The organism is Antarctobacter albus (assembly GCF_900101505.1).
GTDB classification, from domain to species: Bacteria; Pseudomonadota; Alphaproteobacteria; order Rhodobacterales; family Rhodobacteraceae; genus Antarctobacter; species Antarctobacter albus.
On record NZ_FMZI01000010.1, the window covers coordinates 196662 to 223561 of the forward strand.

Below are 26900 nucleotides of genomic sequence, written 5' to 3' on the forward strand. Positions count from 1 at the left end.
GAAAACGCTTTGGGGAGGAGTGGCGGATATGACCTATGCGGGCGTGGAGGATCGCAACGCAATCGAGGCGGAGATGCCCTGGTCGGACAGGGATATTCCGCCGACGCTCTGGGGGCAGCTGTCGCGCACGGCCGACCGTTTCCCGTCGCGGCCCGCGGTCAGCTACCAGTTGCTGTCCGGCCCGCAGGACAAGGCGGAAACGCTGAGTTGGTCGCAGCTGCGCGACCAGACGGCCCAGGCCGCCAACCTCTTCCGCAGCCTGGGCGTGGGCGAAAACGATGTGGTCGCCTACGTGCTGCCGAACTGCAACGAGACCATCTCGACCCTGCTGGGTGGCGCAGTTGCGGGGATTGTGAACCCGATCAATCCGCTGCTGGAGGCTGAACAGATCGCCGCCATCCTGCGGGAAACCGATGCCAAGGTGGTGGTCACGCTCAAGGCCTTTCCAAAGACCGACATCGCCCAGAAGATGGCCGAGGCCGTGCGCAACGCGCCGCATGTGCACACGGTGCTTGAGGTCGATTTGAACCGCTACCTGACCCCGCCCAAAAGCTGGATCGTCCCGTTGGTGCGGCCCAAGAACCCGGGCAATCATCACGCCGACGTCAAGGATTTCCGCAAGGAAATGGCCAAGCAGCCCAGGACGCTGAGCTTTGCCGACAGCGCGGGTGACCGGGTCGCGGCCTATTTCCATACCGGCGGCACCACGGGCATGCCCAAGGTGGCGCAGCACACCTACGAGGGGATGCTGTACAACGGCTGGCTGGGGGACAGGCTGCTGTTCACCGAGGAAGACAGCGTGATGTGCCCGCTGCCCCTGTTCCACGTCTTTGCCTGCCACGTGATCCTGATGGCGATGGTCTTTTCCGGCGCGCATGTGGTGTTCCCGACGCCTGCGGGCTATCGCGGCGACGGCGTGATGGACAATTTCTGGAAGCTCTGCGAGCGCTGGAAGACGACCTTTGTCATCACAGTGCCCACCGCCGTTTCGGCGCTGATGCAGCGCAAGGTGGATGCCGACATCACCAGCATCAAGACCGCCTTTTCCGGGTCTGCCCCGATGCCGATGGAGCTGTTCAAGCGGTTCGAAAGCGCCTGTGGCGTCACGGTCTGCGAGGGGTACGGCCTGACCGAGGCGACCTGCCTCGTGGCGGTGAACCCGCCCGACGGGGCCAAGAAGGTGGGATCGGTCGGGATTCCCTTTCCCTATACGGATGTGCGGATCATCAAGGTGGCGCATGGCGAACCGGTGGAATGCGGCGTCGACGAGATCGGAGAGATCTGCGTGTCCAACCCCGGCGTCTACGCCGGCAAGACCTATACCGAAGAGGCCAAGAACGTCGATCTGTTCCATTATGGCACCCATCTGCGCACCGGCGACCTGGGCCGCATGGATGCCGATGGCTACCTGTGGATCACAGGGCGGGCCAAGGACCTGATCATTCGCGGCGGCCACAACATCGACCCGGCCGAGATCGAAGAGGCGCTGCTGGCGCATCCGGCGGTGGCCTTTGCGGGCGCCATCGGCCAGCCGGACTCGCATTCCGGAGAGCTGCCCTGTGCCTTTGTCGAACTGGTGGACGGGGCCAAGGTGACGGAGGCGGAATTGCTGGAACACGCGCGGGTGCATGTGCATGAACGCGCCGCCCATCCCAAGCACATGACGATCCTGCCGGAACTGCCCAAGACCGCGGTGGGCAAGGTGTTCAAACCCGACCTGCGCAAACACGCGATCACGCGGGTCTACAACGGCGCGCTGGAAGAGGCGGGCTGTGCTGCGCGCGTCGTCTCGGTGATCGACGACAAGAGCCGCGGTCTGGTGGCGCAGGTCGACCCCAATGGCGCCGACGAGGCGCAGATCGGCGAGGTTCTGGGCGGGTTCACCCGGCCCTGGGAAAAGGCCGGACAGGGCACGGCAGCCGCTGTCTGACCGTCAGGCGGTGTGGGTCACGACGGGGTCGATCGGCGTGCGGCTGACCCCGGTGGCCTGCTCTAGCCGCCGGGCGACCTGCAACAGGCGGGCCTCGCCCCGGGGCGGGCCGATCAGTTGCAGGCCCACCGGCAACCCGCGCGCATCGCGGCCCACGGGCAGCGACAGTGCGGGCAACCCGCAAAGCGTGGCGAGGAAGGCAAAACGCAGCCAGTCGAGGTAATCGGTGCTGGCGATGCCTGCGATCTCTGGCGGATACTCGATCTCGACCGGAAGCGGCCCGATGCCGGTCACCGGGCAGGCCAGAACGTCGACCCGTTCCAGGTACTGGCGCATCGTCTCGTACAGGCGCGCGCGGGCAAGGTTGGCATCTGCGATCTGATCCACCGTCAGCTTGCCGCCCTGGGCGATGTTCGCCTGCAGGGTGGGCTTATAGCGCGATGTGATTGCCTCGGGCGTGGCGCGAAAGCCGGTCCACATGCCAAGCGCGCGAAAGGTGCGGAAGGTGCTGTCGATCCCCGGCAGGTCGGGCGTGTCCTCCACGACATCGACGTCGGGCGCCTGCACCCTGGCAAGCGCGGCGGAAAGGATCTGCGCCATCTCCGGTTCAACCGGCGCCAGCCCGCCAAGATCGGGCGCAAAGCCGATGCGGACCGGGCCGGGATCGCGGCGGCAGCTGTCCAGGTAGCCCCCGGCAGCGGGCGGGAAGGAAATTGGCGAAACCGGGTCAAAGCCGCTCATGGCATCAAGGAACAGCGCGCAATCCTCGACCGTGCGGGCCATCGGCCCCTCGACGCCGAAAGGGTTGAACCCGTCGCCGCCCGGGCTGGCGACGATGCCGGGGGAGGGGCGCAGGCCGACGACACCGCAAAAGCTGGCGGGTGTGCGCAGGCTGCCGCCCAGGTCGGACCCCTGGCTGAGCCAGACCTCGCCAGCCGCCAGTCCGGCGGCGGCCCCGCCCGAGGAGCCGCCTGCGTTCATCGTCGTGTTCCAGGGGTTCCGGGTGGCGCCGAAGACCGGGTTGAAGGTATTGGCACCGGCGCCCATCTCGGGCGTGTTCGTCTTGCCGACCACAACGGCGCCGCGGGATTCCAACCGCGTGACCATCGGGTCCGAGACGTCGGGCACGAAATCCGCAAGGCCGGGCGTGCCATAGGTTGTGCGCACCCCGGCGACCGGTGTCAGATCCTTGATTCCGACGGGCAGGCCAGCCAGCAGGCTGGTCGTCGAGGCCTTGCCCACGGCGTCGCGGGCGCGGTCGGGGCAGGGTGTCACCAGGGCATTGATCGCAGGGGATGTCTGTTCGATCCGGGCCAGGCTGGCATCCAGCAGCTCGCCCGGGCTGACCTTGCCGCGTTTCAGCAGGTCGACCGCTTCGCAGGCGGTCAGACGACAGAGGTTGGGGCCGGAAAAGCCGGGATCAGCAGCCGCCATCGGGCTGTGCGCAGAATATGTCGTAGAGTAGCCCGATCACCCGGCTCGTGTTTTCGTTGGCAAGGCTGTAGTAGATCGTCTTGCCGTCACGCCGGGTCTTCACCAGATCTTCCTCGCGCAGCCGCGCCAGCATCTGGCTGACCGCTGCCTGCCGGATGCCCAGCAGCTCTTCCAGCTCACCCACGGATTTCTCGCTCGACCCGAGGTGACAGAGGATCATCAGCCGCCCCTCATGCGCCAGCGTCTTGAGAAAGGCCGCGGCGTGCTGGGCGTTGGTTTGCATTTCCTCCGGCGGAGGCGGCAGTTTTGTCTGGTCTTCCATGTGACTCGCGTCTTGATCAGTTGAGCTAATATAGCCCTCCGTTCGGGAAAGACCAGATCATGATTCGGTCAGGGGCGGCGCGCCTCCCTGGAAGGCATTGCCAAGGGCGTAATCGCAGGGCGCGTCCTGCATCTGCAGGTGCAGATCGCCCCCGGTGTAGGGGTGCGCGCGGGCCAGATCCTCGTCCACTTCGATGCCCAGACCGGGGGCGGTGGGCGCGGGGATGAAACCGTTGTCAAGCGATATCGTGTTCTTGATGAGCGCCGCGTGGAACGGAGTCTCGATCGTTTCGGCAAGCAACAGGTTGGGGATCGAGACCGCAAGCTGGATATTGGCCGCCCATTCGATCGGACCGGCATAGAGATGCGGCGCCATTTCCGCGTTGAAACTCTCGGCCATCGCGGCCAGCTTGCGCATCTCCCAGATGCCGCCTGCCCGGCCCAGCGCCGGTTGCAGGATCTTCGCCCCGCCGCTGCGCAGAAGCGTGGCGAATTCGGCGCGGGTGGTCAGGCGTTCGCCGGTGGCGACGGGTACGCGCACCGCGCGGGCCACCTCGGCGAATTCCAGCAGGTTGTCCGGCGGCACCGGTTCCTCGAACCAGAGCGGCAGGTAGGGTTCGATCGCCTGTCCCAGGCGGATGGCGCCTGCGGTGGTGAACTGGCCGTGGGTGCCGAACAGCAGGTCGGCCCGGTCGCCCACCGCCTCGCGGATGGCCTTGCAGAAGGCGACGGACATGGCGATGTCGCGCATACCCGGCTGGTGTCCGCCACGCATCGTGTAGGGGCCGGCAGGATCGAATTTCACCGCGGTAAAGCCGCGCTCGACACAGTCGATGGCCGATTCAGCCGCCAGTTCGGGCGAGGTCCAGAAGTCGTCCATCCGGTGCTGCGGAAGCGGGTAGAGATAGGTATAGGCGCGCACCCGTTCGTTCATCATGCCGCCGATCAACGCCCAGACCGGGCGGTTGCGCGCCTTGCCCAGGATGTCCCAGCAGGCGATTTCCAGGCTGGAAAAGGCCCCCATGACCGTCAGGTCCGGGCGCTGGGTAAAGCCAGAGGAATAGGTGCGGCGGAACATGCGTTCGATGTTCTCGGGGTTTTCGCCCTGGAAATAGCGGGCAAAGACATCTTCGATGACGGCGCGCATCGCCTCCGGCCCGACCGAGGCGGCATAGCATTCGCCCCAGCCGGTGATGCCGTCGTTGGTGGTCAGCTTGACGAGGATCCAGTAGCGCCCGCCCCAGCCCGGCGCGGGTGGGGCGGTGACGATCACGTCGAGGTCCTGGAGTTTCATGGCCTGTCCCTTTGGCTTGCGGGGGATGGGGGCTCTGCCCCCGTCTCCCCCTGGTCGACTCCCCCGAGAGTATTTTCAGCCCAAAGAAACAGCGGGCGTGGCGCCGGGGTCAATGGCTGTCGAAGAGGATCACGTTGCGACGGGCGCCGCCCGTCATCGTGTCGGCGATGGCCTCGTTGATCTGGTCGAGGCGCCAGCGGCCCGACACCAGCTCGTCGAGCTTCAGCCGGCCTTGCCGGTAGAGGTCCGCCATCCAGGGAATGTCGCGCTGGATCACCACGTCGCCCATTTTCGAGCCAATCATTTCCTGGCCCATGAAGGCGGGCACGACGGGTTCATAGGTGGCCATCGCGCCGGAATGCGGCATTCCGATCATCACCATGCGTCCGCCCCAGCCGAGGTAGCGCATGGCCTGTTCATAGGCGGGGATCGCGCCCACGGTCACGGCGACCACGTCGGCGCCCCGGCCCAGGGCTGTGTGGGCTGCCTCCCAGGGCGCGTCCTGCGTGGCAAGGATCCCGTCTGTGGCGCCGAAGGCGCGGGCGATGTCCAGCTTTTCCTCGCTCATGTCCACGGCGACGATGCGGCGGGCGCCGCCGATATGCGCGCCCTGTATCGCGTTCAGGCCCACGCCGCCCGCGCCGATCACCACCACGTCGTCGCCCGGGCGCATCTTGCCGGCGTTGATGACCGCGCCGATGCCGGTGATCACGCCGCAGGCCAGCAGGCAGACGGCCTCGGGGGGCATGTCGTCGGGCAGGACGACAACCTGGCTTTGATCGACGACGACCTTTTCGGCAAAGGCGCCGCAGAACATGGCCGACATGACCTCTGTGCCGTCGGGCCGTGTGAGGACGGGCGTGGTATCACGGTCGCCGATACAGATGGTCGGGCGGCCCGAAGCACAGGTAAGGCAGGTGCCGCAGGCGCGGATCAGCGTGACGACGACACGATCGCCGGTCTGCAAGCCGCTGATGCCCTCGCCTAGGGCGGTGATGCGGCCCGCCGCCTCATGGCCGTAGACCGCCGGAAGTGCGCCGCCCCAGGCGCCGGTGGCATAGGAAATGTCGGAATGGCAGATGGCGACGGCCTCCAGCGTGACCTCGATCTCTCCGGCGCCGGGGGCGCGGAGGTCGAGCTCTTCGATCTGCAGGGGCGCGTCGAACGCGGTGCAGACCGCCGCGCGGATGCGTGTCATGGGTTCCTCCCCGGTGTCTTCCGGGCAGGGTGCGCGGGCAGACAAGCGGGCGGCTGTTCCGAAAGCGACATTGGTGGTGTCGCTTGCATTGCGTGACGTGACGGCAGGTCGGGTCAGCTTGCCAGGCTGGTGACTCTGGCGGCAAAGGCGCGGGCCTCGTCCGGTGCGGTGCCCATCTGGTGGACGGGGTCGAACAGGTCTGCAGACAGGTCGGGGTGCGCGGCGCGGGCGATCTGTTCCAGCGGCTGACTGCTGTCGCGTGCCTGCGTGCACAGCACCTTGGAGGCGGCTTGTGCTTCTGGCCGGGGCATGGTCCGCGCCAGGGCAAAGGACAGCGCCTCTGCCATGAGAAGCCCGCCGGTGGCGTCCAGGGTCGCCTTCATGGCCTCTGCATCCGGGGTGAGGCTTTCTGCCAGCGATTGTGCCTGCGTCGCGGCGGCCGCGGCGGAGAGCACCAGTTGCGGCAGGCACAGCCATTCGGTGAACCATGCCGCGCCGTCGCGTTGTTGCCGGTGCAGGGCCGCCCCCTGCAGCGTGGCGTTCAGCCCCTGTGCGTGGCGTGCCAGCGCGACCAGGGCCGAAGGCGCCACGGGGTTCTGTTTCTGCGGCATGGTCGACGAGGCGCCAGAGCCGCCAAGGCGGACCTCGGCGATGCCGCTTTGCGTGGCCAGCATTAGGTCCTCTCCCAGTTTGCCGAATGCAAGCGCGGTGCGGGTGAACCAGTCGGCGATGGTCAGGATCGGGGTGCGGTAGCTGTGCCAGCTGTGGCCGGGGTCGGCCAGGCCCAGCTTTTCCGCCATTTCCGCGCGCAGGGCTGCCGGATCGGGACCAAGGGCCGAGGCGGTGCCGGCGGCACCCGACAGCGAGACGCGCAGGGCCTGGGCCCGCAGGGTCGGCAGGGCCTCCAGCGCCTCGATCAGGGGCCAGCCCCAGGCGGCGGCCTGCGCGCCAAAGCTGGTGGGCGTGGCGTGCTGACCATAGGTGCGCGCAGCCATCGGGGTTTCGGCGTGATCGCTGGCCAGCCGGGCCAGCGCGGTCAAGGTGGCGCGCAGACGGTCCTCTTGCTGGGCAAGGGCCTGGCGCAGGCGCAACATCAGCCCGGTGTCCTGGATGTCCTGCGAGGTGGCGCCCCAGTGCAGGTATTGCGCATGTTCTGGCGCGCTCATCGCCTGGCGAAAGGCGGCGACGAAAGCGGGGGTCGTGACGCCGTTCTGGCCCGTGGCCTCGGCCAGCTGGGCCGGGTCGATCTGGCATTCCAGGCTGGCCCGCTGGATCGCGGCGGCGGCGGTTTCGGGGATGACGCCCTGTGCCGCCTGCGCCTGCGCAAGCGCTGCCTCGACCAGCATCATGGCGCGGATCTCGGCGCTGTCGGAAAACAGCCGCGCGGTGTCCCCGGTGGGAAAGAGGCGGTGCAGGTGGGCGCTGTCAAAGGGCGTTGCGGGCATGGGCTGTCCTGTCAGGGGGTCTTGGCGGCGATTCGGTCGAGCAGGTCGGCCAGCCGTCCGGGCATGGAGAAGAAGGGCGAATGGCCGCTGTCCAGTTCGTAGACCTCGCCGGGCGCGAAACGGGCGGCGAGCTTTTCCTGCAGGTCGGGCGGGATCGCCCCGTCCTTGCGGCAGAGGATGTAGCTGCGCGGCTTGTCCTGCGAATTCGCGGTCAGTTCGACCACGGTCTTACCGGGTGCCTGCGCCTGCGGGGTGAGCCGCGGCAGGGCATAGTCCACCGTCTCTGGCGGGCAATCCTGGTAGAAGAGGCCCGGTGCCATGTCCGGGTCGAATCTGTGCGACAACCCATCGTCAGAGACGCGAATGGCGGCAACCAGCGGCTGCGTTGCGCCGAGAAAGCGCATCTCGGACATGGTCTTGCCGGGCCAGGGCGTGTGTGCGCAGAGATAGACGAGGCGCGCGATCATCTCGGGCGCCAGTTCTGCGGCGCGGGTGATGGGGAAACCGGCCATCGAGTGCCCGACCAGGATCGTTGGCGCGGTCAGGTGGCGGATGATGGTTTGCGCGTAAAGGTCGAGCGTCACGTCGCCCACCGGCGTCCCGTCGTCGCCGTGTGACGGCAGATCGATGGCGATGACCTCGTGGCCGTGGGCCTCCAGCGCGGGCAACACGTCGCGCCAGCACCAGGCCCCGTGCGAAGCGCCGTGGATCAGCAGGAAACGCGCCATGTCAGCCCGCCGCGCCCTGCGCCTTGAGGAAGGCGGTCAGGAGCGCGGCGTATTCACCGGGTTTCTCGACACAGGGCAGGTGGCCTGCCCCGCGGATCAGTTCCTTTTGCGCGCCGGGGATCAGGTCGGCGGTCTCGAACACCAGGTCGGGCGGCGTCGATCCGTCCTCGGACCCGGCGATGGCCAGCGTGGGCAGGCGCAAGCCACTGGTTGACGACAGGAAATCCGTGCCCGCGATGGCGGCGGCACAGCCGGTCCAGCCCTCTGCGGGGGTGCGCAGGAACATGTTGCGCCAGCCGGGGAAGTCTTCGGCGGCGTGGAAGGGTTTCGAGAACCATCGGTCCATCGTCGGGCCGACGATGCTGTCCAGTCCGCCGGTCCTGACCGCCTCGATCCGGTCCGCCCACATGTCGCGGGTGCCGATCTTGGCGGCGGTGTTCGACAACACCATTGCGCGCACCAGGTCCAGCCGCTTGGCCGCAAGCCCCTGGGCGATCATGCCGCCGATCGACAGGCCGACGAAGATCGCGTTGGAAAAGCCCGTGTGATCCATCAGCCGTTCCACGTCGGTGATAAGCGCGCCCATGCTGTAGGGACCGGAAGGCGTATCCGACAGCCCGTGCCCGCGCTTGTCATAGCGCAGGATGCGCAGGCCGGCGGGAAGGAGCGGCAGCACCTCGTCCCAGAGCCGGAAATCCGTACCCAGCGAGTTGGCAAAGACGACGGGCGTGCCATCCTCGGGACCGGTGACGCTGTAGTGCAGGCGAAGATCGCCGATTTGAGCCATCTGCATGGGTCGTGCCTCCCTTTGGCGCATGGTTTAGCGTGTGGGGCAGGGGACCGGAAGGGGGCGTGCTCAGTACCGGGTGTCCAGAGGGCGCAGGCCGCCGCGTGTCACCTGCACCTCGCCCCGCCATTCGGGGATGCGGGTGAGGTCGGCACTGATGGCGGCGCCGAAATCGACGGAATAGGAGATCACGCGCAGCCCGCCCGGCGCCGGTTCGACTGACAGGTCGACGCGGCAGTACTGCTGCGCACCGGCGCTGAACCAGCCGGGGACGCTGTAGCTTGGCCCGGTCAGCAGGGCGCGGCGGCGTTCGGGGCTGCTGCCCTGGGCCGGATCGCGCTCCCTGACATGGATGGCGTAATCGGCGCCCTGGTAGGTCGGGTCCGCCGTGCGGGCGACCAGATCGGCAAAGTCATAGCCTTCGCGCACGAAATGCTGGCGGTAGGTCAGCGTGTGGGTGCTTATGCAGATGCGACGGTAGATCTGGTCGAAACTCGCGCGGGTGTCGGGAAAGACGGTGCTGTATTCTAGGTCTTCGGTCAGTTCGATGTTCATCAGCTTGGCCTCGGCGATCGTGTCGACATAGCGCATGTCGGCCGAGGGCGTGCCCAGGACAATGGCCAGAAGTTCGGGCGGCAGTGCCGGGCCGGAGGCGGTCAGCGCCTTGTAGGAACTGTCGGCCAGCAGCTTGGCGACCTGCAGGGCCACGCGAAAGACCTCGGCGTCGGAGGCGGCGGGATTGGCACCGTCGCGGATGAAGGGAGAGTGAAAGCCCAGCCGCGCGCCCGGTTCCAGCTGGCGGCTGGGGTAGGGGCTGTTGGCGCCAAAGGCCTGGCCGAACATAAAGAGGATCGCGCAGGAGGACAGGCATTCGTCGCCTGTCTGAACGCGGGTGCCGAAAAAGAACCCGCCCGTGTCGCCGTTGGCGGCCTTGAGAAAATTCAGCACCTCCGCCAGCGAGCCGCCGGGACTGTTCAGGCAGATGCGGGCGTTGAAACCGCCCAGCACGTCCTCTTGGGTGGCGCGCATCAAATCGCCGGGTTCGATCACCCCGTCGAACCGCAGGTTGCAATCGCCGAACCCCGCGGGGTCCAGCCGGGTCCATTCGCCCGCCCAGGCAGGGGCGGCGAGGGTCAGGCAGGTGAGGGCAGCGAGGGCGCGAAGCAAAGCGGACATGAAAAGGGCCTGTCTGTTGAAAACGACAGGCCCAGAATGCCGGGGGACAGGCCCCCGGCGCAATGATTTCCTGAAGGCTCAGGCGATCTCGACCAGTTCGATGTCGAAGGTCAGGTCCTTGCCGGCCAACGGGTGGTTGGCGTCCAGCGTCACCACCTCTTCGGTCACGGCGACGACGGTCACCGGCAGCACCTGGCCGCCCTGTGCCTGCACTTGCAGCTGAGTGCCGAGGTCCAGCGGGATGTCGTCGGGGATCTCGGCGCGCGGCACGTCCTGGCGCGCCTCGGGGTTGGTTTCGCCGTAGGCGTCCTCGGCGGGAACCTGGACGGTCTTCTTGTCGCCCACTTCCATGCCCGGGATCGCCTTGTCGAGACCGGGAATGATCTGGCCCGAGCCGACGGTGAATTCCAGCGGGTCGCGGCCCTGGCTGGAATCGAAGGTGGAGCCATCGGTGAGCGTGCCGGTGTAATGAATGCGCACGGTGTCGCCGGTCTTGACCTGCGTCATGGGAAACCTCTGTCTGTCAGGGGGTGATTGGGTGAGGCCGGGTCCGTCCCGGGTGCTCGGATTTGGCACAGCCTACGCGCGCCTGCACGGGTTTGCAAACCGGCTTCTTGGGTCAGAACGGCCCAAAACCGTGTAAAAGACGCTCGGATCGGGGTTTTCCAGCGTCCCGGCCCGTGTCAGGGTGACGCCGGTTGCGAAGGGGGATGCGGTCAATGGCGATCAAGGTTTGCGTGTTCGATGCCTATGGCACGCTGTTCGACGTCGCCGCCGCGGCGCGGGTCGCGGCAGAGGAACCGGGGCGCGGGGCCCTGGCAGAGGTCTGGCCGCAACTGGCTGCCGACTGGCGCGCGAAACAGCTGGAATACAGCTGGCTGCGCGCGGTAACAGGTGATTACGTTCCCTTCTGGCAAGTGACCAAGGACGGGCTGGATTGGGCGATGGACCGTGCCGGCCTCGATGACATGGAGCTGCGCGAACGGCTGCTAGCGCTCTACTGGGAACTGCCCGCCTACCGGGAAGTGCCGAAGATGCTGGCGCAGCTGAAGGCCAAGGGGCTGAGCACGGCGATCCTGTCGAATGGCAACCGCGACATGCTGGACGGCGCGGTGGACAGCGCCTGTATCGGGGAATTCCTGCACGCGGTGCTGTCGGTCGAACAGGTGGGCATCTTCAAACCGGCCCGCGTGGTCTATGACCTCGTCGGGGCCGAATTCGGCTGCGCGTCCGAAGAGGTGCTGTTCGTCTCCTCGAACGGTTGGGATGCTGCGGGGGCGGCGGCCTACGGGTTCGAAACCGCCTGGGTGAACCGCATGGGCCTGCCGATGGACCGCCTGATGGCCCGGCCGAAACACGTCCTGACCGACCTGACCACCATTCCGGAACTTGTGTGATGCCGAAACTCCAGACCTCCGACGGGATTTCCCTGTTCTACCGCGATGAGGGGGAGGGGCTGCCGCTGCTCTGCCTTGCGGGGTTGACGCGGAACGGGCGCGATTTCGATTTCGTCGCCCCGCACCTGGAAGGCGTGCGGCTGATCCGGCTGGATTACCGCGGGCGCGGACAGTCGGACTGGGCACCGCACGAGACCTACCAGATCCCGGTCGAGGGGCGCGATGCGCTGGAGCTTCTGGATCACCTGGGGCTGGAAAAGGCTGCGATTCTGGGCACTTCGCGCGGCGGGTTGATCGCGATGGTGCTGGCGGCGACGGCGAAGGCCCGACTGCTGGGCGTGGCGCTGAACGACATCGGGCCAGAGATCGCCGGGCCGGGGCTGAAGGTGATCGAGGGCTACCTTGGGCGCAAGCCGCCGCAAAAGACCCTGGCCGAGGTGGCGCAGCGGCGCGCCGAGGTCATGACCGGCTTTGTCGGCGTCTCCGAGGCGCGCTGGATGGAAGAGGCGGAGCGGCTTTTTGTCCAGACGGATCAGGGGCTTGAGCTGACCTATGACCCCAAGTTGCGCGACGCGGTGCTGGGGGGCGGCGCGCAGCCCGCGCCGGATCTCTGGCCGCTTTTCGACGCGCTGGAGGGGTTGCCGCTGTGCGCGATGCGTGGCGAGAATTCCGACCTGCTGACGCCCGAGTGTTTTGCCGAGATGCGCCGGCGGCGGCCCGACATGATCGCGACAGAGGTCAAGGGGCGCGGGCATATCCCCTTCCTCGACGAACCCGAGGCGCTGGAGGCCCTGCAAGGCTGGCTGGCGCGGCTGCGCCGGAACGTCTGAGTTTTGTACAAAACGTACGTTTTGTACGCCGTTTCCAGCGTTTTGTACAAAGCGGCAAGAATCCGTTAACCCGCCCCGCAAGGCGTGTTCGCGTTTGCCCGTCAGTCGGCCAGGTTGAAGACCCGGCTGGGGTGCAGTTCTCCCGCCTTGAAGCGGCCCACCGCCAGCGGTTTGCCCTCGAAACTGGCCCAGGCCTCGTCGCCGTAGTCCACGTCGCCCGGCACCACCATGCCGGGGTTGCCGTTGCGCAGACGCGCGGCCCCCTGGGCGGTGCATTTCAGCTCGGGCAGGTCGGCCAGCCCGACCTCCAGCGGCAGCAGGTGGGCGTCCAGTTCCGGCGTGCGGGCCAGCGCGTCGATCTGGTCCAGCGTGATGCCCTGCTCGGCCTCGAAGGGGCCGGACCAGAGGCGGCGCAGGGTGACGACATGGCCGTGACAGCCCAGAACCTTGCCCAGGTCGCGGGCAATGGAACGGACGTAGCCGCCCTTGCCGCAGGTCATTTCCAGAACGGCGGTGTCCGGGTCGGGGCGGTCGGTCAGCACCAGTTCCTCGACCCAGAGCGGGCGGGCCTCGATCTCCATCTCCTCGCCGTCGCGGGCGCGCTTGTAGGCGCGTTCGCCGTCGATCTTGACTGCCGAGAACTGCGGCGGCACCTGCATGATCTCTCCGACGAACCCGTGCAGCGCCTCCTTGATCTCGTCATCCGAGGGGCGCGCCTCGGAAGTGGCGATCACCTCGCCCTCGGCGTCGTCGGTGTTTGTGGCCTGTCCGAAACGCACGGTAAAGCGGTACGCCTTCAGCGCGTCGGTGATGTAGGGGACGGTCTTGGTCGCCTCGCCCAGGGCCACGGCCAGCACGCCGGTGGCCTCGGGATCGAGCGTGCCGGCATGACCGGCCTTTTTGGCGTCCAGCGCCCAGCGGACCTTGTTGACCACGGCGGTCGAGGTCAGGCCCGCGGGCTTGTCCACGATCAGCCAACCGGAAATGTCGCGTCCCTTGCGCTTGCGTGCCATATGCTGCCCCTGTGCGGTGAGGCGCGCGAGGTAGCAACCCCTCGCGCGGCGGTCAAGCCCTCGGGCCGCAAGGCGCTGCGAAGCGCCTTGTCCAAGCGCGTTCGAACGCGCTTGCCCGCGCTCGGGTACAGTGTTCAGACCCGGATCAATGTTTGGCCGAACCCGCCGAAATGCAGCCGCCTGCGGTCGGAATCTGTCCAGAACCCGGGCCATTCGATCCCGAGGGCCTGATGTGACCAGAGCAACACCGGGCAATCGGCTGGCCGGATTTCGAAATCCGGCTCTTCACGCGTTTCGAAACGCGTGAAGAGCCCGAAAAAACCGTTGATCAAGACAGCAAGGATGAGCGCGTCCTCGCTGGTCATGCTCAACGGGCACCAATCCTCTGGCTGCAGGTCATCGTCGCCGTACAGCCAGTCGCCTTTCACCAACACCTGCTCCGGTGCCGAGTGGACAAAGCCCAATTGCCAGACCGACTGGTTTTCTGTGATCAGCGGGAGCACGCCCTTGGCATCTGGCCGCATGTCTTCTGGTCGCCAGATTCGGTCCTGAACGTTCAGCAAGGTGTTGTTGTGGCAGCCTATGCTACAGAAATCCGGCCCCAAGGCATCCGATACAGCAATGACGCTCGGCAGCGCGGCGGGCAAGTCCGGGCGGGGCGGGGACGCAGGCAAAACCTCCTTTTGCCCGACCCAGTCAAGGATCAGGCCAAGCGCGTCAGCGACGCCCAAAACTTGCACTCTTCAGCCTCGCACCCCGGCGAAGCGTTCCTGCCATTCCTCGCGTTCGGCATCGGTGATCTTGCGGAAGGTCACGTCTGGCACGTCGAAGGCATGACCCACGGGCAGGGCGGTCAGAGCCGCCTCGACGTCATCGGGCCAGTCGGCGTCTTCGGCGTGCATCGCCTTGAGCAGCTCGGCGCAGGCGTCGGGGATGAAGGGCGCCGAGATCACCGCGTAGAGCCGGATCAGGTTCAGAGCCAGCCGGATCTGCATGGCGGCCTGTTCCGGGTCCGTCTTGAAGGTGGTCCAGGGGGCGACCTCTTGCAGGTATTCGTTGCCCAGGACCCATGCGGCGCGCAGGGCGGCCGCCGCCTTGCGGATCTCGATGGCCTCCATATGGGTTTCGTATTCGCGGACCTTGGCGGTCAGGTCGGCGATCAGCTTTGCCTCGGCCGCGCCAGGTGTGCCGCCCTCGGGGACAGCCTCGGAAAACTTGGAGCGACAGAACTTGGTCACGCGGCTGGCGAAGTTGCCCAGCACGTCGGCGAGGTCCTTGTTCACGCCGGACTGGAAGCTCTCCCAGGTGAATTCGCTGTCCGAGGTTTCGGGGACGTGGCTCAGCAGCCACCAGCGCCAGTAGTCGGCGGGCAGGATGTCCAGCGCCTGATCCATGAAGACACCGCGCCCGCGCGAGGTGCTGAACTGGCCGCCATCGTAGTTCAGGTAGTTGAACGACTTGATGTAATCGACCAGCTTCCAGGGCTCGCCGGAGCCCAGGATCGTCACCGGGAAGGACAGGGTGTGGAAGGGGACGTTGTCCTTGCCCATGAACTGGGTGTAGCGGACATCCTCGGCGCCCTTGTCGGTGCGCCACCAGCGTTCCCAGTTGTCGCCCTTGCCCGCGTCGACCCATTCCTGCCCGCAGGCGATGTATTCGATGGGTGCGTCGAACCAGACGTAAAAGACCTTGCCCTCCATGCCGGGCCACGGCTCGTCGCCCTTTTGCACCGGCACGCCCCAGTCGAGGTCCCGGGTGATGCCACGGTCCTGCAAACCGTCGCCATCGTTCAGCCATTTCTTGGCGATCGAGGTGGTCAGGACGGGCCAGCCGACACGGGTGTCGATCCATTCCTCGATCTGGTCCTTCATCGCGGATTGGCGCAGATACAGGTGTTTCGTCTCGCGCATTTCCAGGTCGGTCGAGCCGGAGATCGTCGAATGCGGGTTGATGAGGTCGACCGGGTCGAGCTGTTTCGTGCAATTGTCGCACTGGTCGCCGCGCGCCGAGTCGAAGCCGCAGTTGGGGCAGGTGCCCTCGATGTAGCGGTCAGGCAGGAAGCGGCCGTCCGCCTTGGAGTACATCTGGGTCTCGGACACTTCGCGGATCAACCCGTTGTCGTCCAGCACCTTGGCGAAATGCTGGGTCAGCTTGCGGTTCTGTTCGGACGAGGAGCGCCCGAAGTGGTCGAACGACAGCCGGAAGCCCTCGGCCAGCTTTGACTGCACTTCCCACATTTCGGCGCAGTATTCGGCCACCGGCTTGCCCGCCTTTGCGGCGGCCAGTTCGGCGGGGGTGCCATGTTCGTCGGTCGCACAGAGATACAGCACCTCGTGTCCGCGGGCGCGCAGGTAGCGGGCATAGAGGTCGGCGGGCAATTGCGAGCCGACGAGATTGCCCAGGTGCTTGATGCCATTGATGTAGGGAATGGCAGAGGTGATAAGGTGTCGGGCCATGATGTGCGCTTCTGTCAGATGCGGGGTTTGCGCCCGGTTTAGCGGCCAAGAGGCCCGAGGACCAGAGGGCGCCCCCGCTTTGTCGCAAACGGGCCGAAAGACGGCGGTGCGGCACAGGAAGCGCGGCCTGCCGCGTGCGAGGCGGCGCGGAGCGGAACCGCCATCCCGCACAGCACGAAAGGACATCGCATGAACTCGGTGATTTCAGGGGTCTGGGCCCTGCTTGTCGGCATTGTCCTGATCATGCTGGGCAATGGCATGCATTTCACCCTGATCGGCCTGCGCGGCGGGATCGAGGGGTTTTCGGCGGCGGAACTGGCCATTGTCACCTCGGGCTATTTCGTGGGGTTCCTGTCGGGCGCGCAGCTGACACCCAAGCTGATCCGCCGGGTGGGCCATGTCCGGGTCTTTGCGGCGCTGGGCAGCTTCATGTCGGCGGGGCTGATCGCCTTTCCGCTGGCCGCCGATCCCTGGGTCTGGACGGTGCTGCGGATCGTCGTCGGGTTCTGCATGTCGGGGGTCTATGTCACCGCCGAAAGCTGGCTGAACAATGCCGCCACCAACGAGACCCGCGGCAAGGTTCTGTCGGCCTACATGATCGCGCAGACGCTGGGGTTGATCGGGGCGCAGGGGCTGCTGACGCTGGGGGATGCGGCGACCTCGGTGCTGTTCATCGGTGCCTCGATCCTAGTGTCCATCTCCTTTGCGCCGATCCTGCTGTCGGCGGTGCCGGTGCCGGCGGCAGAGGTGGCGCGGCCGATGCCACTGCACCGGCTCTTTGTCAGCTCGCCCCTGGGGACGGTCGGGATCTTCCTGCTGGGCACGGTCTATGCGACGCAATCCGGCATGGGGGCGGTCTATGGCACCGAGATCGGGCTGAGCACGAACCAGATCGCAACCTTCATCGCGACGCTCTTTGCAGGGGCGTTGTTCCTGCAATACCCCATCGGCTGGCTGTCGGACCGGGTGGACCGGCGCAAGCTGATTTTCGGGGCGGCGGTGATCGGCGGGGTTGCCGCCGTGGCCGGCTGGTTCTCCGGTGGCGGGTTCTGGCTGCTGACCGGCGCGGCCTTTTTCGCAGGCGGCGTGTCGGCGCCGCTGTATGCGCTGTTCCTGGCCTATACCAACGACTTTCTCGATGCCGAGGACATGGCGGCGGCCTCGGGCGGGCTGGTGTTCACCTTTGGACTGGGGGCCATCGCGGGGCCGCTGGCGACGGGCTGGGCGATGCAGGTCTTTGGGCCCGGGGCCTTCTGGCTGTTCATGTCCGGCACCTTTGGTGCCATCGGGCTGTACGCGCTGTACCGCATGACGCAGCGGGCCGGTGTCCCGGTGGACGAGACCGACAGCTACCTCGGCATCCTGCCGACCTCGTCCCCGGTGGCGCTGGAAGCGGCCAGCGCCTGGGCCATCGACCAGGCCGAGGCAGAGGCAGAGGACGAGCGGGCGGAGGCTCAGTCCTCCTGATTGGAGCGTTCGCGGATGCCCGACAGCAGGCGGCCCACAAGGAAGGTCGAGCGGGGCGTGTAGATGTAGCGGGTGCGGGTTTCCGTGGCGCGGCGCTTGCGCATCCGGACCAGCCCGAAGACCACCAGCAGCGCGTGCCCCGCCGCGATCATGACAAAGAGCGCGGGCGGGCCGTAAAGCTCGATCAGGGCCGAGGCGAACCAGGGCGCGGCGATGGCGCCGACGGCGAACCAGAACATCAGCGCCGCCGAAAGCGCGATGCGTTCGTCGCTGGCGGCAAAGTCATGCGCGTGCGCGGCGGCGATCGAGAAGATCGGAAAGGTGGTCAGGCCGAAGATGGCGGCGGTCAGCATGATCCCGAGGGTGGGCAGGCCGGTGGCCAGCGCGGTCAGCGTGCAACTGGCGATGGCCGCGACCGACAGCCAGACCAGCACCCAGCGCCGGTCATAGCGGTCGGCCAGCCAGCCGACCGGGTATTGCGCCAGCGCCCCGCCCGCCACGAAGGAGGCCAGGAAGAACGCGATTTGCGCGGTCTCCAGCCCGACGCCGGTGCCGTAGAGCGGGCCAACCATCCGGAACGAGGAACTGGACAGCGCGGCCACCAGCACCCCAGCCACCGCCAGCGGTGAACGCGCCCAGGCCAGGCCCGGGGTCAGGCGCGGGGCATCGGGGGTTTCCGGCGGGCGCAGGCGGCTCAGCGTCAGCGGCAGCAGGGCGGCGGTGCAGAGCAGCGCCAGCAGCGTGTAGCTGACGTAATGCGCCGGCGGCAGGATCGAGATCATCAGCTGCGCGCTCAGCGAGGCGCCGAGGTCGGCGAGGCGATAGGCGCCGGTGGCGCGGCCCCGGGTCTCGTTCGTGACCTTGGCGTGCAGCCAGGCCTCGATCACCGTGTAACAGCCCGCCACGCAGAGCCCCTGGCCGATCCGCAGCGTGGCCCAGGCATAGGGGTTTTCGACCAGGACGTGGCCCAGGATGCCGATGGTGCCTAGGGCGGTGAAGGCGGCGAAGGCGCGTGAATGGCCCACCGATCCCATGAGGCGCGGCGCCCACCAGCAGCCGATGAAGAACCCGGCGAAATGCGCCGAGCCCAAGAGGCCGATCTGCGTGGTCGTGAAGTCCAGCGCCAGCCCGGACAGCGCGTCGAGCGGGCCGACGCTGCCCGAGGAAAGCTGTAGCAGGATGACCGAAAGAAAGAGCGAGGCAAAGGAGATGAACAGGCGCATGTCGTGTTTCTGCCCGCTCGGGCGGCAGAAGTCAGGTGGCTTCGCGACATATTCTTGTCGTTTCGGCCGTGGCCTCCGCTCAGCCGGGGGTGGGCCAGTCGTGCAGCTTTCCCGCCTCCAGACGCCATGTCCGGGGCGGCTGCATCCGGGCGCGCAGCCGGTCTATGCGCCAGGCGGTCTGGTCCTGCGCATGGACGGGATCGCAGCGAAACCGCGTTTCGACCCCCGGCGCGCCGCCCGCGCCCGGCGTCAGGATCAGCCCCAGCGGACGGCAGTGCCCCATGCCCGCCCCGGCCTCTGCCGCAAGGTGCAGCCGGCGCACAGGGGTCATGGGGGGCGGCTCTGCCAGGTCCCCGACCACCAGTGGCGCAGCGCCGCTGCGCAGCGCCTCTTCCATCGCCCAGAGGCTGTCGACGGGGCGGTCGGTGGCGACGAAGATCACCTCTCCCGGGGGCAGGATCGCCTGCATGCCGCAGGGGTTGAGCTGATCCGGGCTGTGGCGGCGGGTGATCCAGATCACCGGCCCGCCCGTCTGTGCCGCGACATGCAGCGCCAGCGTGCGCCGGGCCTGACCGCAGAGTTCGTGCACGCGGGCATGCGGCAGCAGGATGTCACGCCACAGAACCAGAGCGGGGGGCGGCGCATGGGGGCGGCGCGTGAGCAGGGCAGAGGCCATCGTCATGGGGGCAAGATTAGCGTGTTCTCATTTTGTTCTCAAGCGTGGAGTTCGGATTGCCCGACGGAAATGCGCCGGGACCGGTGCCCCTTGCCATCCCGGCTGGGCCTGTCATCTTGGCGCCCGACCGACGATTTCAGACAAGGGCCTTTCCCATGAAGATGAACCCGCTGGGCCGCACCGGCCTGATGGTGTCCGAACTGTGCCTGGGCACGATGACCTTCGGCAACCAGACCCCGCCCGCAGAGGCCCACCGCCAGATCGACAGGGCGCTGGAGGCCGGGATCAATTTCATGGACACCGCCGAAATGTACCCGGTGAACCCGGTCCGGGCCGAAACCTATGGCCGGACAGAGGAAATCATCGGCGACTGGAACGCCGCCTCTGGCCGCCGATCCGAATGGATCCTGGCCACCAAGCATTCCGGCGAGGGCAGCATGGCGCGCGACGGGGCGCCGATCACCTCGAAGACGATCCGTGACACGGTCGAGGCCTCGCTCAAGCGCCTCAAGACCGATTACATCGACCTCTACCAGTTCCACTGGCCGAACCGGGGCAGTTACATGTTCCGCAAGAACTGGCGCTATGACCCCTCGCAATCGGGCTGGACCCGCGCGCAGGTGGTGGCGGACATGGAGGATTGCCTGGGCGCGTTGCAGGCCGAGGTCGAGCGGGGCACGATCCGCGCCTTTGGCCTGTCGAACGAAAGCGCCTGGGGCACGGCGCTGTGGCTGGAGGCGGCGGAGCGCGTGGGTGGGCCGCGCGTGGCCTCGATCCAGAACGAATACTCGCTGCTCTGCCGGCTGGCGGACACCGACCTTGCGGAACTGATGGTCTACGAGGACGTGGGCCTGCTGCCCTTCTCGCCGCTGGGCGCCGGGTTCCTGACCGGCAAGTACCAGGGCGGCGCGGTGCCCGAGGGCTCGCGCATGTCGCTGAACGAGACGATGGGCGGGCGGCTGAGCCCGCGTGTCTTCGAGGCGGTCGAGGCCTATCTTGGCGTGGCGCGGGAGTTTGACCTGGACCCGGTGCACATGGCGCTGGCCTGGTCGGCGCGGCGGCCTTTCGTGGCGTCCTCGATCTTTGGCGCGACCACGATGGAGCAGCTGGACCACCTGCTGGGGGCCAGCGACCTGGTGCTCTCCGACGACCTGCTGGCGCGCCTGGACGAGGTCCACAAGGCGCATCCGATGCCCTATTGAGACGGCCCCTCCGGGCGGCGCGTCATTGCCGGGCCAGCCGCTCGAAGGGATCGCGTTCCAACTTGGCATGCGGCTCTGCCGGGGTGTCGAAATCCGGAAGGTAAAGTCCCGCAGTCCAGCTTTCGGGCAGCTTGTCGATCACTACCGCAAGCCATTTGCTGGCGGCGGCCGCACGTTTGCGCAGCCGGTCCGCGGCATCCGGGTCGCGGTCGCGCAGGCGGTCGTAGCGGCCGACAACCCAGGCCTGGACGCGGTCGGGGCCAATGGAAAAGTAGAGCGCGAGCGCGGCCACGAGGCTCATCACCGCAAGAAAGACCACGAAGCCCGGTTTCAGGATGACAAGCGTCAGCAGGAGCAGAAGCGAGAGGATCCTCGGCGCGTCCGGGCGCCGCAGGAAAGCCCGGGCCCGCGTGCGGAGCCATTGCAGCGGAGGTCCTTTTTTGCCGGTGCGTTCGGACGGCTGGACCCGTGCCGCGACCGCAGGCGCATGATCCTGCGCAGCTGATCCTTGAGGGATGATGCGCCGGCGACGCCTTTGCCGGGCCGCTTGTTCCGACGGTGATTGCGTGTCCTCATGCTGGTCCAGCATCGTTCGAATTGCCAGAAGATCCGGATCGGCGGACCCGTCACAATCCGCGCCGGCTGATGGGGTGTCTGGATGAGGGGCCTTTCGCATTCTGCCTTCCCAACTTTCCTGGAACGTCTTTTTCAAAGACCTGGGCCGCGCAAAAGGCAGGACATCGTTCAACCCGTTTGCGCCCCTTCAGGGTAATGTTGAATGCGGCGGAAATATGGTGCTGGCGGACTTCGGGCCGGGGTGTTGCCCCTATCCCCTCACCTTTGCCTCCAGCGCCCTGACGTGGTCGGGCAGGGCGCGGGCGGTGATGCTGGCCTCTTTCACCAGGTGGTCGAAATGACGGGTGATGGCGGTCACGCGTTCGGTGTCGCGGAAGGCCAGGTAGTTGCGGCCCATGTAGAGCACCGCCAGAAGCGGCCCGAAGACTGTGACCGGCGCCGAGTAGAGCCGTCGGGCATCAAAGAGATAGATCCTCAGCCGGGGGTAGAGCGTGGCGCTGAGGTCCGCCAGTTGCGCCAGTTGCACGCGGCGAATGTCGGCCGGGATGCCGGCGTAATAGCCCACGCCTTCGGCGAAGCTCTCGACCTCGTAGAGGGGCAGGGCGATTTCATAGTCGGATTTGGAGGCGCGCATCCAGTCCAGCCGGTCCTCGGACGCGTTGATCGCCTGTTCGGTGGTGCGGCCCAGATGCGGCCCGTATTCCCATTCCAGCACCGCGCGCGTCTTGAGCATGTCGGGCAGCGCGGCGGGAACGTGGCGGATCTTGTAGCCCTCCGCCTCGCGGTGCCAGCGGAAGATCTGTTCGTCCACCAGCGCCCGGGGCGCCTCTGTCAGGGTCAGGGAGGTGGCCAGCAGGTCGGCGGCGGATTCCGGTCGATCCGAGAGGCCCAGGAGCCAGTCCGACGACACGCCGAGCGCCTGCGCGCAGGAGCCGACAAGCTGGGCATTGGGCAGGCGCGCGCCGGTGTCCTTGAGCAGTTGCGAGATGGTCGAGCGGTCGACGCCCACGGCCCGTGCCAGCGCGGTCTGGTTCGACCCGGCCCGCTGCATCGCCTCTGTCAGCCGTTTGCGCAGCAGGTCCGCGCGCACCCGCTTGTCGATAATTTTGCTCATTGGTGATTTTTATCACATAACGCGAGAAATGTGAACCATAGACAGGATGCCACCCCGCTCACGCGGCCGTTACCTTGGCCCCGAGTTCAGAACATTCGGAGGTTTTATGGAAACGCGGGCGCGCACGCTTGTGAAATCCGTCCTGTGGACGGCATTGGGACTGGTGTCGATGGCGGGGGTGGGCCTGGCCTTTACCGGCTCATTGGCGGTCGGGGGCGGGATGGCGGTGGTGAACGCCGTGATCGGCTTTCTGTCCTACCTGGTCTACGAGCGCGTCTGGTCGGGTATCCGCTGGGGCCGGCATGTCTGAGCGGCTGCGCGGGCTGGAATGGCCGACACTGACGTTATTGGCAGCGTGTTATGCTCTCTGGGCGCTGGGGACGACATGGGCGGCGGCGGCCTGGCTGCCGCTGGGCATGGTCCTGGTGACGCTGGGTGCGGCGCTGCATTCCTCCCTGACGCATGAGATGCTGCACGGGCATCCGTTCCGGTCGCGGCTCTGGAACGGGGCGCTGGTGTTTCCGGCGCTGTCGCTGGTGGTGCCCTACCTGCGGTTCAAGGACACGCACCTGGCGCATCACCGGGACTCGATCCTGACCGATCCCTACGACGACCCCGAGAGCAATTTCCTGGACCCCAAGGTCTGGCACCGCCTGCCGCGCGCGGCGCGGATGGTGATGCGGGTGAACAACACGCTGGCAGGGCGGATGTTGCTGGGGCCCTTGCTGGGGACACTGGCCTTTGCCCTGTCGGACCTGCGCGCGGTGAGGCGCGGGGACCGGCGGGTGCTGCTGGGGTGGGCGCTGCATGTGCCGGCGGTGGGTGTAGTGGTCTGGTGGATGCTGGCGCTGGGGCGGATGCCGGCCTGGGCCTTCCTGCTCAGCACCTATGCGGCGCTGTCGATCCTGAAGATCCGCACCTTCCTGGAGCACCGCGCGCATGAGGATGCGCGGGGGCGGACGGTGATCATCGAGGATCGCGGGCCGCTGGCGCTGATCTTTCTCAACAACAACCTGCATGTGGTGCACCACATGCACGCGATGGTGCCCTGGTATCGGCTGCCGGTGATGTACCGCCGGAACCCGCAGCGCTACCTGTCGCGCAACGGCGACTACCGCTATCGTTCTTACGCCGAGGTGTTCCGGCGCTATTTCCTGCGTGCCAAGGACCCGGTGCCGCATCCGCTCTGGCCGCGGGGCTGACCCTGTCCCGGGGCGGGTTGCGCTTGCACCTGCCGGCCCGCTGCCGCTAATGGCGGCATGGACCTCTGGATCATTGCCACCCTTTGCGCGGCCACCTTTCAGACCGCGCGTTTCATGCTGCACAAGCTGTTGGCGACGGGCGACATCAGCGCCACGGGCAGCACCTTTGCGCGGTTTGCCTATGCCATGCCGGCGGGACTGGTGGTGCTGCTGCTGTACCTGGGCCTGACCGGGACCAGCCTGCCCATGCCCGCGCCTGCATTCTGGCCCTGGGCGGTGGTCGGCGGGCTGGGGCAGATCCTGGCAACGGTGCTGGTGGTCCTTGCCTTCCGCGAGCGCAATTTCGCCGTGGGCATCACCTTCAAGAAGACCGAGGTCATCCAGACCGCGCTGATGGGGTTCGTCCTTTTGGGCGAGGCGATCTCTCCACTTGGCTGGCTGGCGATCGGGATCGGGCTGGTGGGCGTGCTGATGCTGTCCAAGACGCCGGATGCGGCGGGGCTGTGGCGCGGGCTGCGCAGTCGCGCGGTGCTGCTGGGCGTCGGGTCGGGCTTTTTCTTTGCGGTCGCGGGCGTGGGCTATCGCGCCACGACGCTGGAAGTGCCCAGCGAGGACCCGGTGCTGCGCGCGGCCCTGTCGCTGGTCTGCGTGACGGCCATGCAGACCCTGGGCATGGCGTTCTGGCTGCGCTGGCGCGAGCCGGGGCAGATTGCCGCCGTCTGGGCCGCGCGAGGCCGGGCGGTCTGGCTGGGGCTGACCTCGATGGCCGGAACAATGGGTTGGTTCACCGCCTTCACGCTGCAGAAGGCGGCCTATGTCTACGCGCTGGGCCAGGTGGAGCTGATCCTGTCGCTGGCGGCCTCGGTCCTGTTCTTTCGCGAAACCGTCACGCGGCGGGAGGTGCTGGGGATTGCGGTGCTGACGGCCTCGATCCTGGTGCTTGTGCTGGGGCTGTGAGCGGCGCGCGCGAGAGCGCGTCGCGCAGGACCAGCGTCACGGTTGTGAAGCTGACGTAAAGCAGAAGATACCACGAGCCCATCTTGGACAGGTGCACGAGGTCGAGGGTGGTCTGGCCCTTGTAGAGCCATGTGTTGGTATTCGTGCCCACGTTCTCGGCGATCCAGAGGAAGATCGAGGTGAGGAAAGCGGCCACGGGCAGCGGCATCCAGCGGCGGGTACGGTTGATCGTGAACCAGACGCGGGTGCGGGCGAAGAGCAGCACCGTGGCGGCCATCAGGACATAGCGCGCGTCGGGCAGGTAGTGGTGGGCGAAGAAATTGACGTAGATCGCCACGGCCAGCGCCACGCTGGTCCAGAACGGCGGGTAGGGCGCGAAATTCATGTCGAAGATGCGGATGACCCGAGCCATGTAGCTGCCGACCGCCGCGTACATGAAGCCGGAGAAGAGCGGCACGCCGTGGATCTTCAGAAGCGCGTCCTCGGGATAGGCCCAGCTTCCTGCGTTTACCTTGAACAGTTCCATCGCCGTGCCGGTGAGGTGGAATAGCAGGATGACCCTGGCCTCGGTCAGGGTTTCGAGTTTCAGCGCAAGGAAGGAGAGCTGCAGGGTGAGGGCATAGAGGAAGAGCCCGTCGTAGCGATGAAGTGCCCAGTCGTCCTGCCAGATGCGGTCCGACAGGATCAGCCCGCCCAGCATCAGGAAGCCGAAGAGGCAGGCCCAGCCCTGCTTGAGCAGGAACATCAGGAGATCGGCAAGGCCGGTGGGGAGATGCGCGCGGGTGAAATCCCCGAGCGCGCGTTCGAGGCGTCTGGTCGTGATCATGGCGTCTTGTGGCCCCTTGGGGGAGGGCACGCCAGTCAGGGATGCCTGACCTTTTGGCTGCTGGGGAGCGGGGGCGCTGCCCCCGTCTCCCTTCGGTCGACTCCCCCGGGTGTATTTTGGCCAAGAAGAAGCCAGGGGTGGTCGTCAGGGGGCGCGGGGGCCGCTGTAATCGGCGTCCGTGACCTTTTCCAGCCAGTCGGCGGCGCCGCCGTCCTGGGCCTCCTGGATGGCGAGATGGGACATGGCGACATCGGGGGCGGCGCCGTGCCAGTGTTTCTCGCCGGGGGCGAACCAGACCGTGTCGCCGGGGCGGAGTTCCTGCACCGGGTCGCCCTCTTTCTGCGCAAGGCAGAGGCCGGAGAGGATGTGCAGGGTCTGGCCCAGCGGGTGGGTGTGCCAGGCGGTGCGGGCGCCCGGTTCGAAGGTGACGATCAGGGCGTGGACGCGGGCCGGGTCCGGCGCCGCGATGACGGGATCGAAGCGGACGGTGCCGGTGAAATAGTCGGGGTTCGGCGTGACGGAAGGGCGGGAACCGGCGCGGTGGATCTGCATGGTGGGCCTCGTGGTTGTTGGCGACATGCCCACCCTAGGCGATTCCGGGTGCGGGGGAAGCCCGGGCGGATGGTCTCAGTCCGGCAGGCGTTCGAGGCGTGTGGGCGGGACATGGTCCACAAGCCAGACACCGTTCAGCGACCGGAAGAACAGCGTGCCGCTGCGGCCCATCTCTCCGGCGGCGACGGCAAGGATGACCGGCTTGCCGCGGCGGGCGCCGACCTTTTTGGCGGTCTCGACGTCCGGTGACAGGTGTACGTGATGGCGGGACATGGGGCGCAGACCCTCGGCCAGGATCGCGTCGAGCGCGCCGGGATGGGTGCCGTGATAGAGCGTTTCGGGCGGGGCGAGCGGCGTCAGGCCCAGATCGACCGGGATCGAGTGGCCCTGGTTGGCACGGATGCGGCTGCCATCCGGGGAGAGCGCGAAGCGCTGTTTGTCGGAGGCGGCGACGACCTGCTCCAGCCGCGCGCGGGTGAGGGGCATGGGCGCGCGGTCCAGCAGGTCGTCGATCGTCGCCCAGCCGCCCGCGTCGAGCGTGAGCCCGATCTCCTGCGGGGCGTGGCGCAGCACGTAGGAGAGGAATTTCGATATGTCGCGGTCGTTTGCCATGCCCATGGATATGAAAAACCGCCGTGGAGAAGTCCACGGCGGTTTTCCTGACCTTGGGGGCGGCGGGGTGATCCCCGGCCTGCGTGCGCGTTCAGAGCTCGGGGTAGATCGGGAACCGTTTGCAGAGGGCGTCGACCTCAGCCTTGACCTTTTCCTCGACCGCGGCGTTGTTGTCCTCGCCGTTAGCGGCCAGGCCGTCGACGACCTCGATGATCCAGTCCGCGATCTGGCGGAACTCGGCCTCGCCGAAGCCGCGGGTGGTGCCCGCCGGGCTGCCGAGGCGGATGCCGCTGGTCACCGTCGGCTTTTCCGGATCGAAGGGCACGCCGTTCTTGTTGCAGGTGATATGCGCCCGGCCCAGGGCCTTTTCGGTGGCGTTGCCCTTGACGCCCTTGGGCCGCAGGTCGACCAGCACCACATGCGTGTCGGTGCCATGCGTGACCGTGTCCAGGCCGCCCTTGATCAGCTGGTCGCTGAGCGCCTG

The 26900-nt window shown here is 67.1% G+C and carries 27 protein-coding genes and 1 pseudogene; 8 read left to right on the plus strand and 20 right to left on the minus strand.

Features of this window, described 5'->3' with window-relative positions; genetic code table 11:
* Positions 1-28: 28 nt before the first annotated feature.
* Positions 29-1930, plus strand: a complete 1902-nt coding sequence (locus BLQ71_RS18050; RefSeq protein WP_074622704.1) for an acyl-CoA synthetase — start codon at positions 29-31, stop codon at positions 1928-1930.
* 3 nt (positions 1931-1933) lie between these two features.
* Here the strand turns inward: BLQ71_RS18050 and BLQ71_RS18055 are convergent, their stop codons facing one another.
* The 9 genes from BLQ71_RS18055 to BLQ71_RS18095 all read right to left on the minus strand — a co-directional run bounded on the left by BLQ71_RS18055 (position 1934) and on the right by BLQ71_RS18095 (position 10820).
* On the minus strand, positions 1934-3364 hold the full coding sequence (locus BLQ71_RS18055) for an amidase (protein ID WP_074622705.1): 1431 nt from the start codon (positions 3362-3364) through the stop codon (positions 1934-1936).
* On the minus strand, positions 3351-3686 hold the full coding sequence (locus BLQ71_RS18060) for an ArsR/SmtB family transcription factor (protein ID WP_043141849.1): 336 nt from the start codon (positions 3684-3686) through the stop codon (positions 3351-3353). Before BLQ71_RS18060 ends, BLQ71_RS18055 begins: the two co-directional genes overlap by 14 nt.
* A 57-nt stretch (positions 3687-3743) precedes the next feature.
* Positions 3744-4979: a mandelate racemase/muconate lactonizing enzyme family protein gene (locus tag BLQ71_RS18065; RefSeq protein WP_074622706.1), complete on the minus strand. Its 1236-nt coding sequence runs from the start codon at positions 4977-4979 to the stop codon at positions 3744-3746.
* Between the two features lie 109 nt (positions 4980-5088).
* Positions 5089-6177 (minus strand): alcohol dehydrogenase catalytic domain-containing protein, encoded by a 1089-nt coding sequence (locus BLQ71_RS18070; protein WP_074622707.1) that lies wholly within the window; start codon positions 6175-6177, stop codon positions 5089-5091.
* Between the two features lie 113 nt (positions 6178-6290).
* Positions 6291-7622 (minus strand): lyase family protein, encoded by a 1332-nt coding sequence (locus BLQ71_RS18075; RefSeq protein ID WP_074622708.1) that lies wholly within the window; start codon positions 7620-7622, stop codon positions 6291-6293.
* 11 nt (positions 7623-7633) lie between these two features.
* Positions 7634-8350: an alpha/beta fold hydrolase gene (locus BLQ71_RS18080; protein ID WP_074622709.1), complete on the minus strand. Its 717-nt coding sequence runs from the start codon at positions 8348-8350 to the stop codon at positions 7634-7636.
* 1 nt (position 8351) lies between these two features.
* Entirely contained in the window at positions 8352-9143 is a 792-nt protein-coding gene (gene pcaD / locus BLQ71_RS18085; RefSeq protein ID WP_074622710.1) for a 3-oxoadipate enol-lactonase, read from the minus strand.
* A gap of 63 nt (positions 9144-9206) precedes the next feature.
* Complete coding sequence (locus BLQ71_RS18090) at positions 9207-10313, minus strand: hypothetical protein (RefSeq protein WP_074622711.1); 1107 nt, start codon at positions 10311-10313, stop codon at positions 9207-9209.
* Positions 10314-10391: 78 nt separating this feature from the next.
* The gene (locus BLQ71_RS18095) at positions 10392-10820 is read right to left on the minus strand and encodes an FKBP-type peptidyl-prolyl cis-trans isomerase (RefSeq protein ID WP_043141858.1); all 429 of its coding nucleotides are present in this window, start codon (positions 10818-10820) and stop codon (positions 10392-10394) included.
* 212 nt (positions 10821-11032) lie between these two features.
* On the opposite strand from BLQ71_RS18095, the gene BLQ71_RS18100 reads away from it, so the two are divergent.
* Positions 11033-11710, plus strand: coding sequence for a haloacid dehalogenase type II (locus BLQ71_RS18100; RefSeq protein WP_074622712.1), 678 nt, complete (start codon positions 11033-11035; stop codon positions 11708-11710).
* On the plus strand, positions 11710-12540 hold the full coding sequence (locus BLQ71_RS18105) for an alpha/beta fold hydrolase (protein ID WP_043141861.1): 831 nt from the start codon (positions 11710-11712) through the stop codon (positions 12538-12540). The genes BLQ71_RS18100 and BLQ71_RS18105 overlap by 1 nt, the downstream gene beginning before the upstream one ends.
* 101 nt (positions 12541-12641) lie before the next feature.
* Here BLQ71_RS18105 and truB read toward each other — a convergent pair whose 3' ends face one another.
* The 3 genes from truB to metG form a co-directional block, all read right to left on the minus strand.
* Entirely contained in the window at positions 12642-13553 is a 912-nt protein-coding gene (gene truB, locus BLQ71_RS18110; protein WP_074622713.1) for a tRNA pseudouridine(55) synthase TruB, read from the minus strand.
* A 134-nt stretch (positions 13554-13687) separates the two neighbouring features.
* On the minus strand, positions 13688-14284 hold the full coding sequence (locus tag BLQ71_RS18115) for a hypothetical protein (RefSeq protein ID WP_043141865.1): 597 nt from the start codon (positions 14282-14284) through the stop codon (positions 13688-13690).
* A gap of 12 nt (positions 14285-14296) precedes the next feature.
* Complete coding sequence (gene metG, locus BLQ71_RS18120; RefSeq protein WP_074622715.1) at positions 14297-16009, minus strand: methionine--tRNA ligase; 1713 nt, start codon at positions 16007-16009, stop codon at positions 14297-14299.
* A gap of 189 nt (positions 16010-16198) precedes the next feature.
* Here metG and BLQ71_RS18125 point away from each other — a divergent pair, with 189 nt between their 5' ends.
* Positions 16199-17476 (plus strand): MFS transporter, encoded by a 1278-nt coding sequence (locus BLQ71_RS18125; protein WP_043141869.1) that lies wholly within the window; start codon positions 16199-16201, stop codon positions 17474-17476.
* On the opposite strand, the gene BLQ71_RS18130 is transcribed toward BLQ71_RS18125, so the two are convergent.
* Positions 17464-18699: an MFS transporter gene (locus tag BLQ71_RS18130; RefSeq protein ID WP_043141871.1), complete on the minus strand. Its 1236-nt coding sequence runs from the start codon at positions 18697-18699 to the stop codon at positions 17464-17466. The two genes, BLQ71_RS18125 and BLQ71_RS18130, sit on opposite strands and share 13 nt — an antisense overlap.
* A gap of 79 nt (positions 18700-18778) precedes the next feature.
* Positions 18779-19381, minus strand: a complete 603-nt coding sequence (locus BLQ71_RS18135; RefSeq protein WP_229754789.1) for an ImuA family protein — start codon at positions 19379-19381, stop codon at positions 18779-18781.
* A gap of 149 nt (positions 19382-19530) precedes the next feature.
* Between BLQ71_RS18135 and BLQ71_RS18140 the strand changes: the two genes are divergently transcribed.
* Positions 19531-20577 carry an aldo/keto reductase gene (locus BLQ71_RS18140; RefSeq protein ID WP_074622716.1) on the plus strand — a complete coding sequence of 349 codons (1047 nt, stop codon included), beginning with the start codon at positions 19531-19533 and terminating at the stop codon, positions 20575-20577.
* Between the two features lie 22 nt (positions 20578-20599).
* Here BLQ71_RS18140 and BLQ71_RS18145 read toward each other — a convergent pair whose 3' ends face one another.
* Positions 20600-21325, minus strand: a complete 726-nt coding sequence (locus BLQ71_RS18145; RefSeq protein WP_133066169.1) for a hypothetical protein — start codon at positions 21323-21325, stop codon at positions 20600-20602.
* Positions 21326-21403: 78 nt separating this feature from the next.
* Positions 21404-22267: a helix-turn-helix domain-containing protein gene (locus tag BLQ71_RS18150; RefSeq protein WP_074622718.1), complete on the minus strand. Its 864-nt coding sequence runs from the start codon at positions 22265-22267 to the stop codon at positions 21404-21406.
* Positions 22268-22373: 106 nt separating this feature from the next.
* Between BLQ71_RS18150 and BLQ71_RS18155 the strand changes: the two genes are divergently transcribed.
* The 3 genes from BLQ71_RS18155 to BLQ71_RS18165 are packed head-to-tail and all read left to right on the plus strand — an operon-like array spanning position 22374 to position 24426.
* A complete protein-coding gene (locus BLQ71_RS18155) occupies positions 22374-22577 on the plus strand; it encodes a DUF2061 domain-containing protein (protein WP_074622719.1) in 204 nt (67 codons plus the stop codon).
* Entirely contained in the window at positions 22570-23469 is a 900-nt protein-coding gene (locus tag BLQ71_RS18160; RefSeq protein WP_074622720.1) for a fatty acid desaturase, read from the plus strand. Before BLQ71_RS18155 ends, BLQ71_RS18160 begins: the two co-directional genes overlap by 8 nt.
* A gap of 57 nt (positions 23470-23526) precedes the next feature.
* Positions 23527-24426: an EamA family transporter gene (locus tag BLQ71_RS18165; RefSeq protein ID WP_043141883.1), complete on the plus strand. Its 900-nt coding sequence runs from the start codon at positions 23527-23529 to the stop codon at positions 24424-24426.
* Here the strand turns inward: BLQ71_RS18165 and BLQ71_RS18170 are convergent.
* The 4 genes and pseudogenes from BLQ71_RS18170 to glyA form a co-directional block, all read right to left on the minus strand.
* Positions 24356-25252, minus strand: a complete 897-nt coding sequence (locus BLQ71_RS18170; RefSeq protein WP_074622721.1) for a DUF817 domain-containing protein — start codon at positions 25250-25252, stop codon at positions 24356-24358. The genes BLQ71_RS18165 and BLQ71_RS18170 overlap by 71 nt on opposite strands.
* Before the next feature lie 144 nt (positions 25253-25396).
* Complete coding sequence (locus tag BLQ71_RS18175) at positions 25397-25804, minus strand: (R)-mandelonitrile lyase (RefSeq protein ID WP_074622722.1); 408 nt, start codon at positions 25802-25804, stop codon at positions 25397-25399.
* Between the two features lie 75 nt (positions 25805-25879).
* Entirely contained in the window at positions 25880-26416 is a 537-nt protein-coding gene (locus BLQ71_RS18180) for an RNA 2'-phosphotransferase (protein WP_198548556.1), read from the minus strand.
* A gap of 91 nt (positions 26417-26507) precedes the next feature.
* Positions 26508-26900, minus strand: a pseudogene (gene glyA / locus BLQ71_RS18185) (serine hydroxymethyltransferase); the annotation flags it as partial.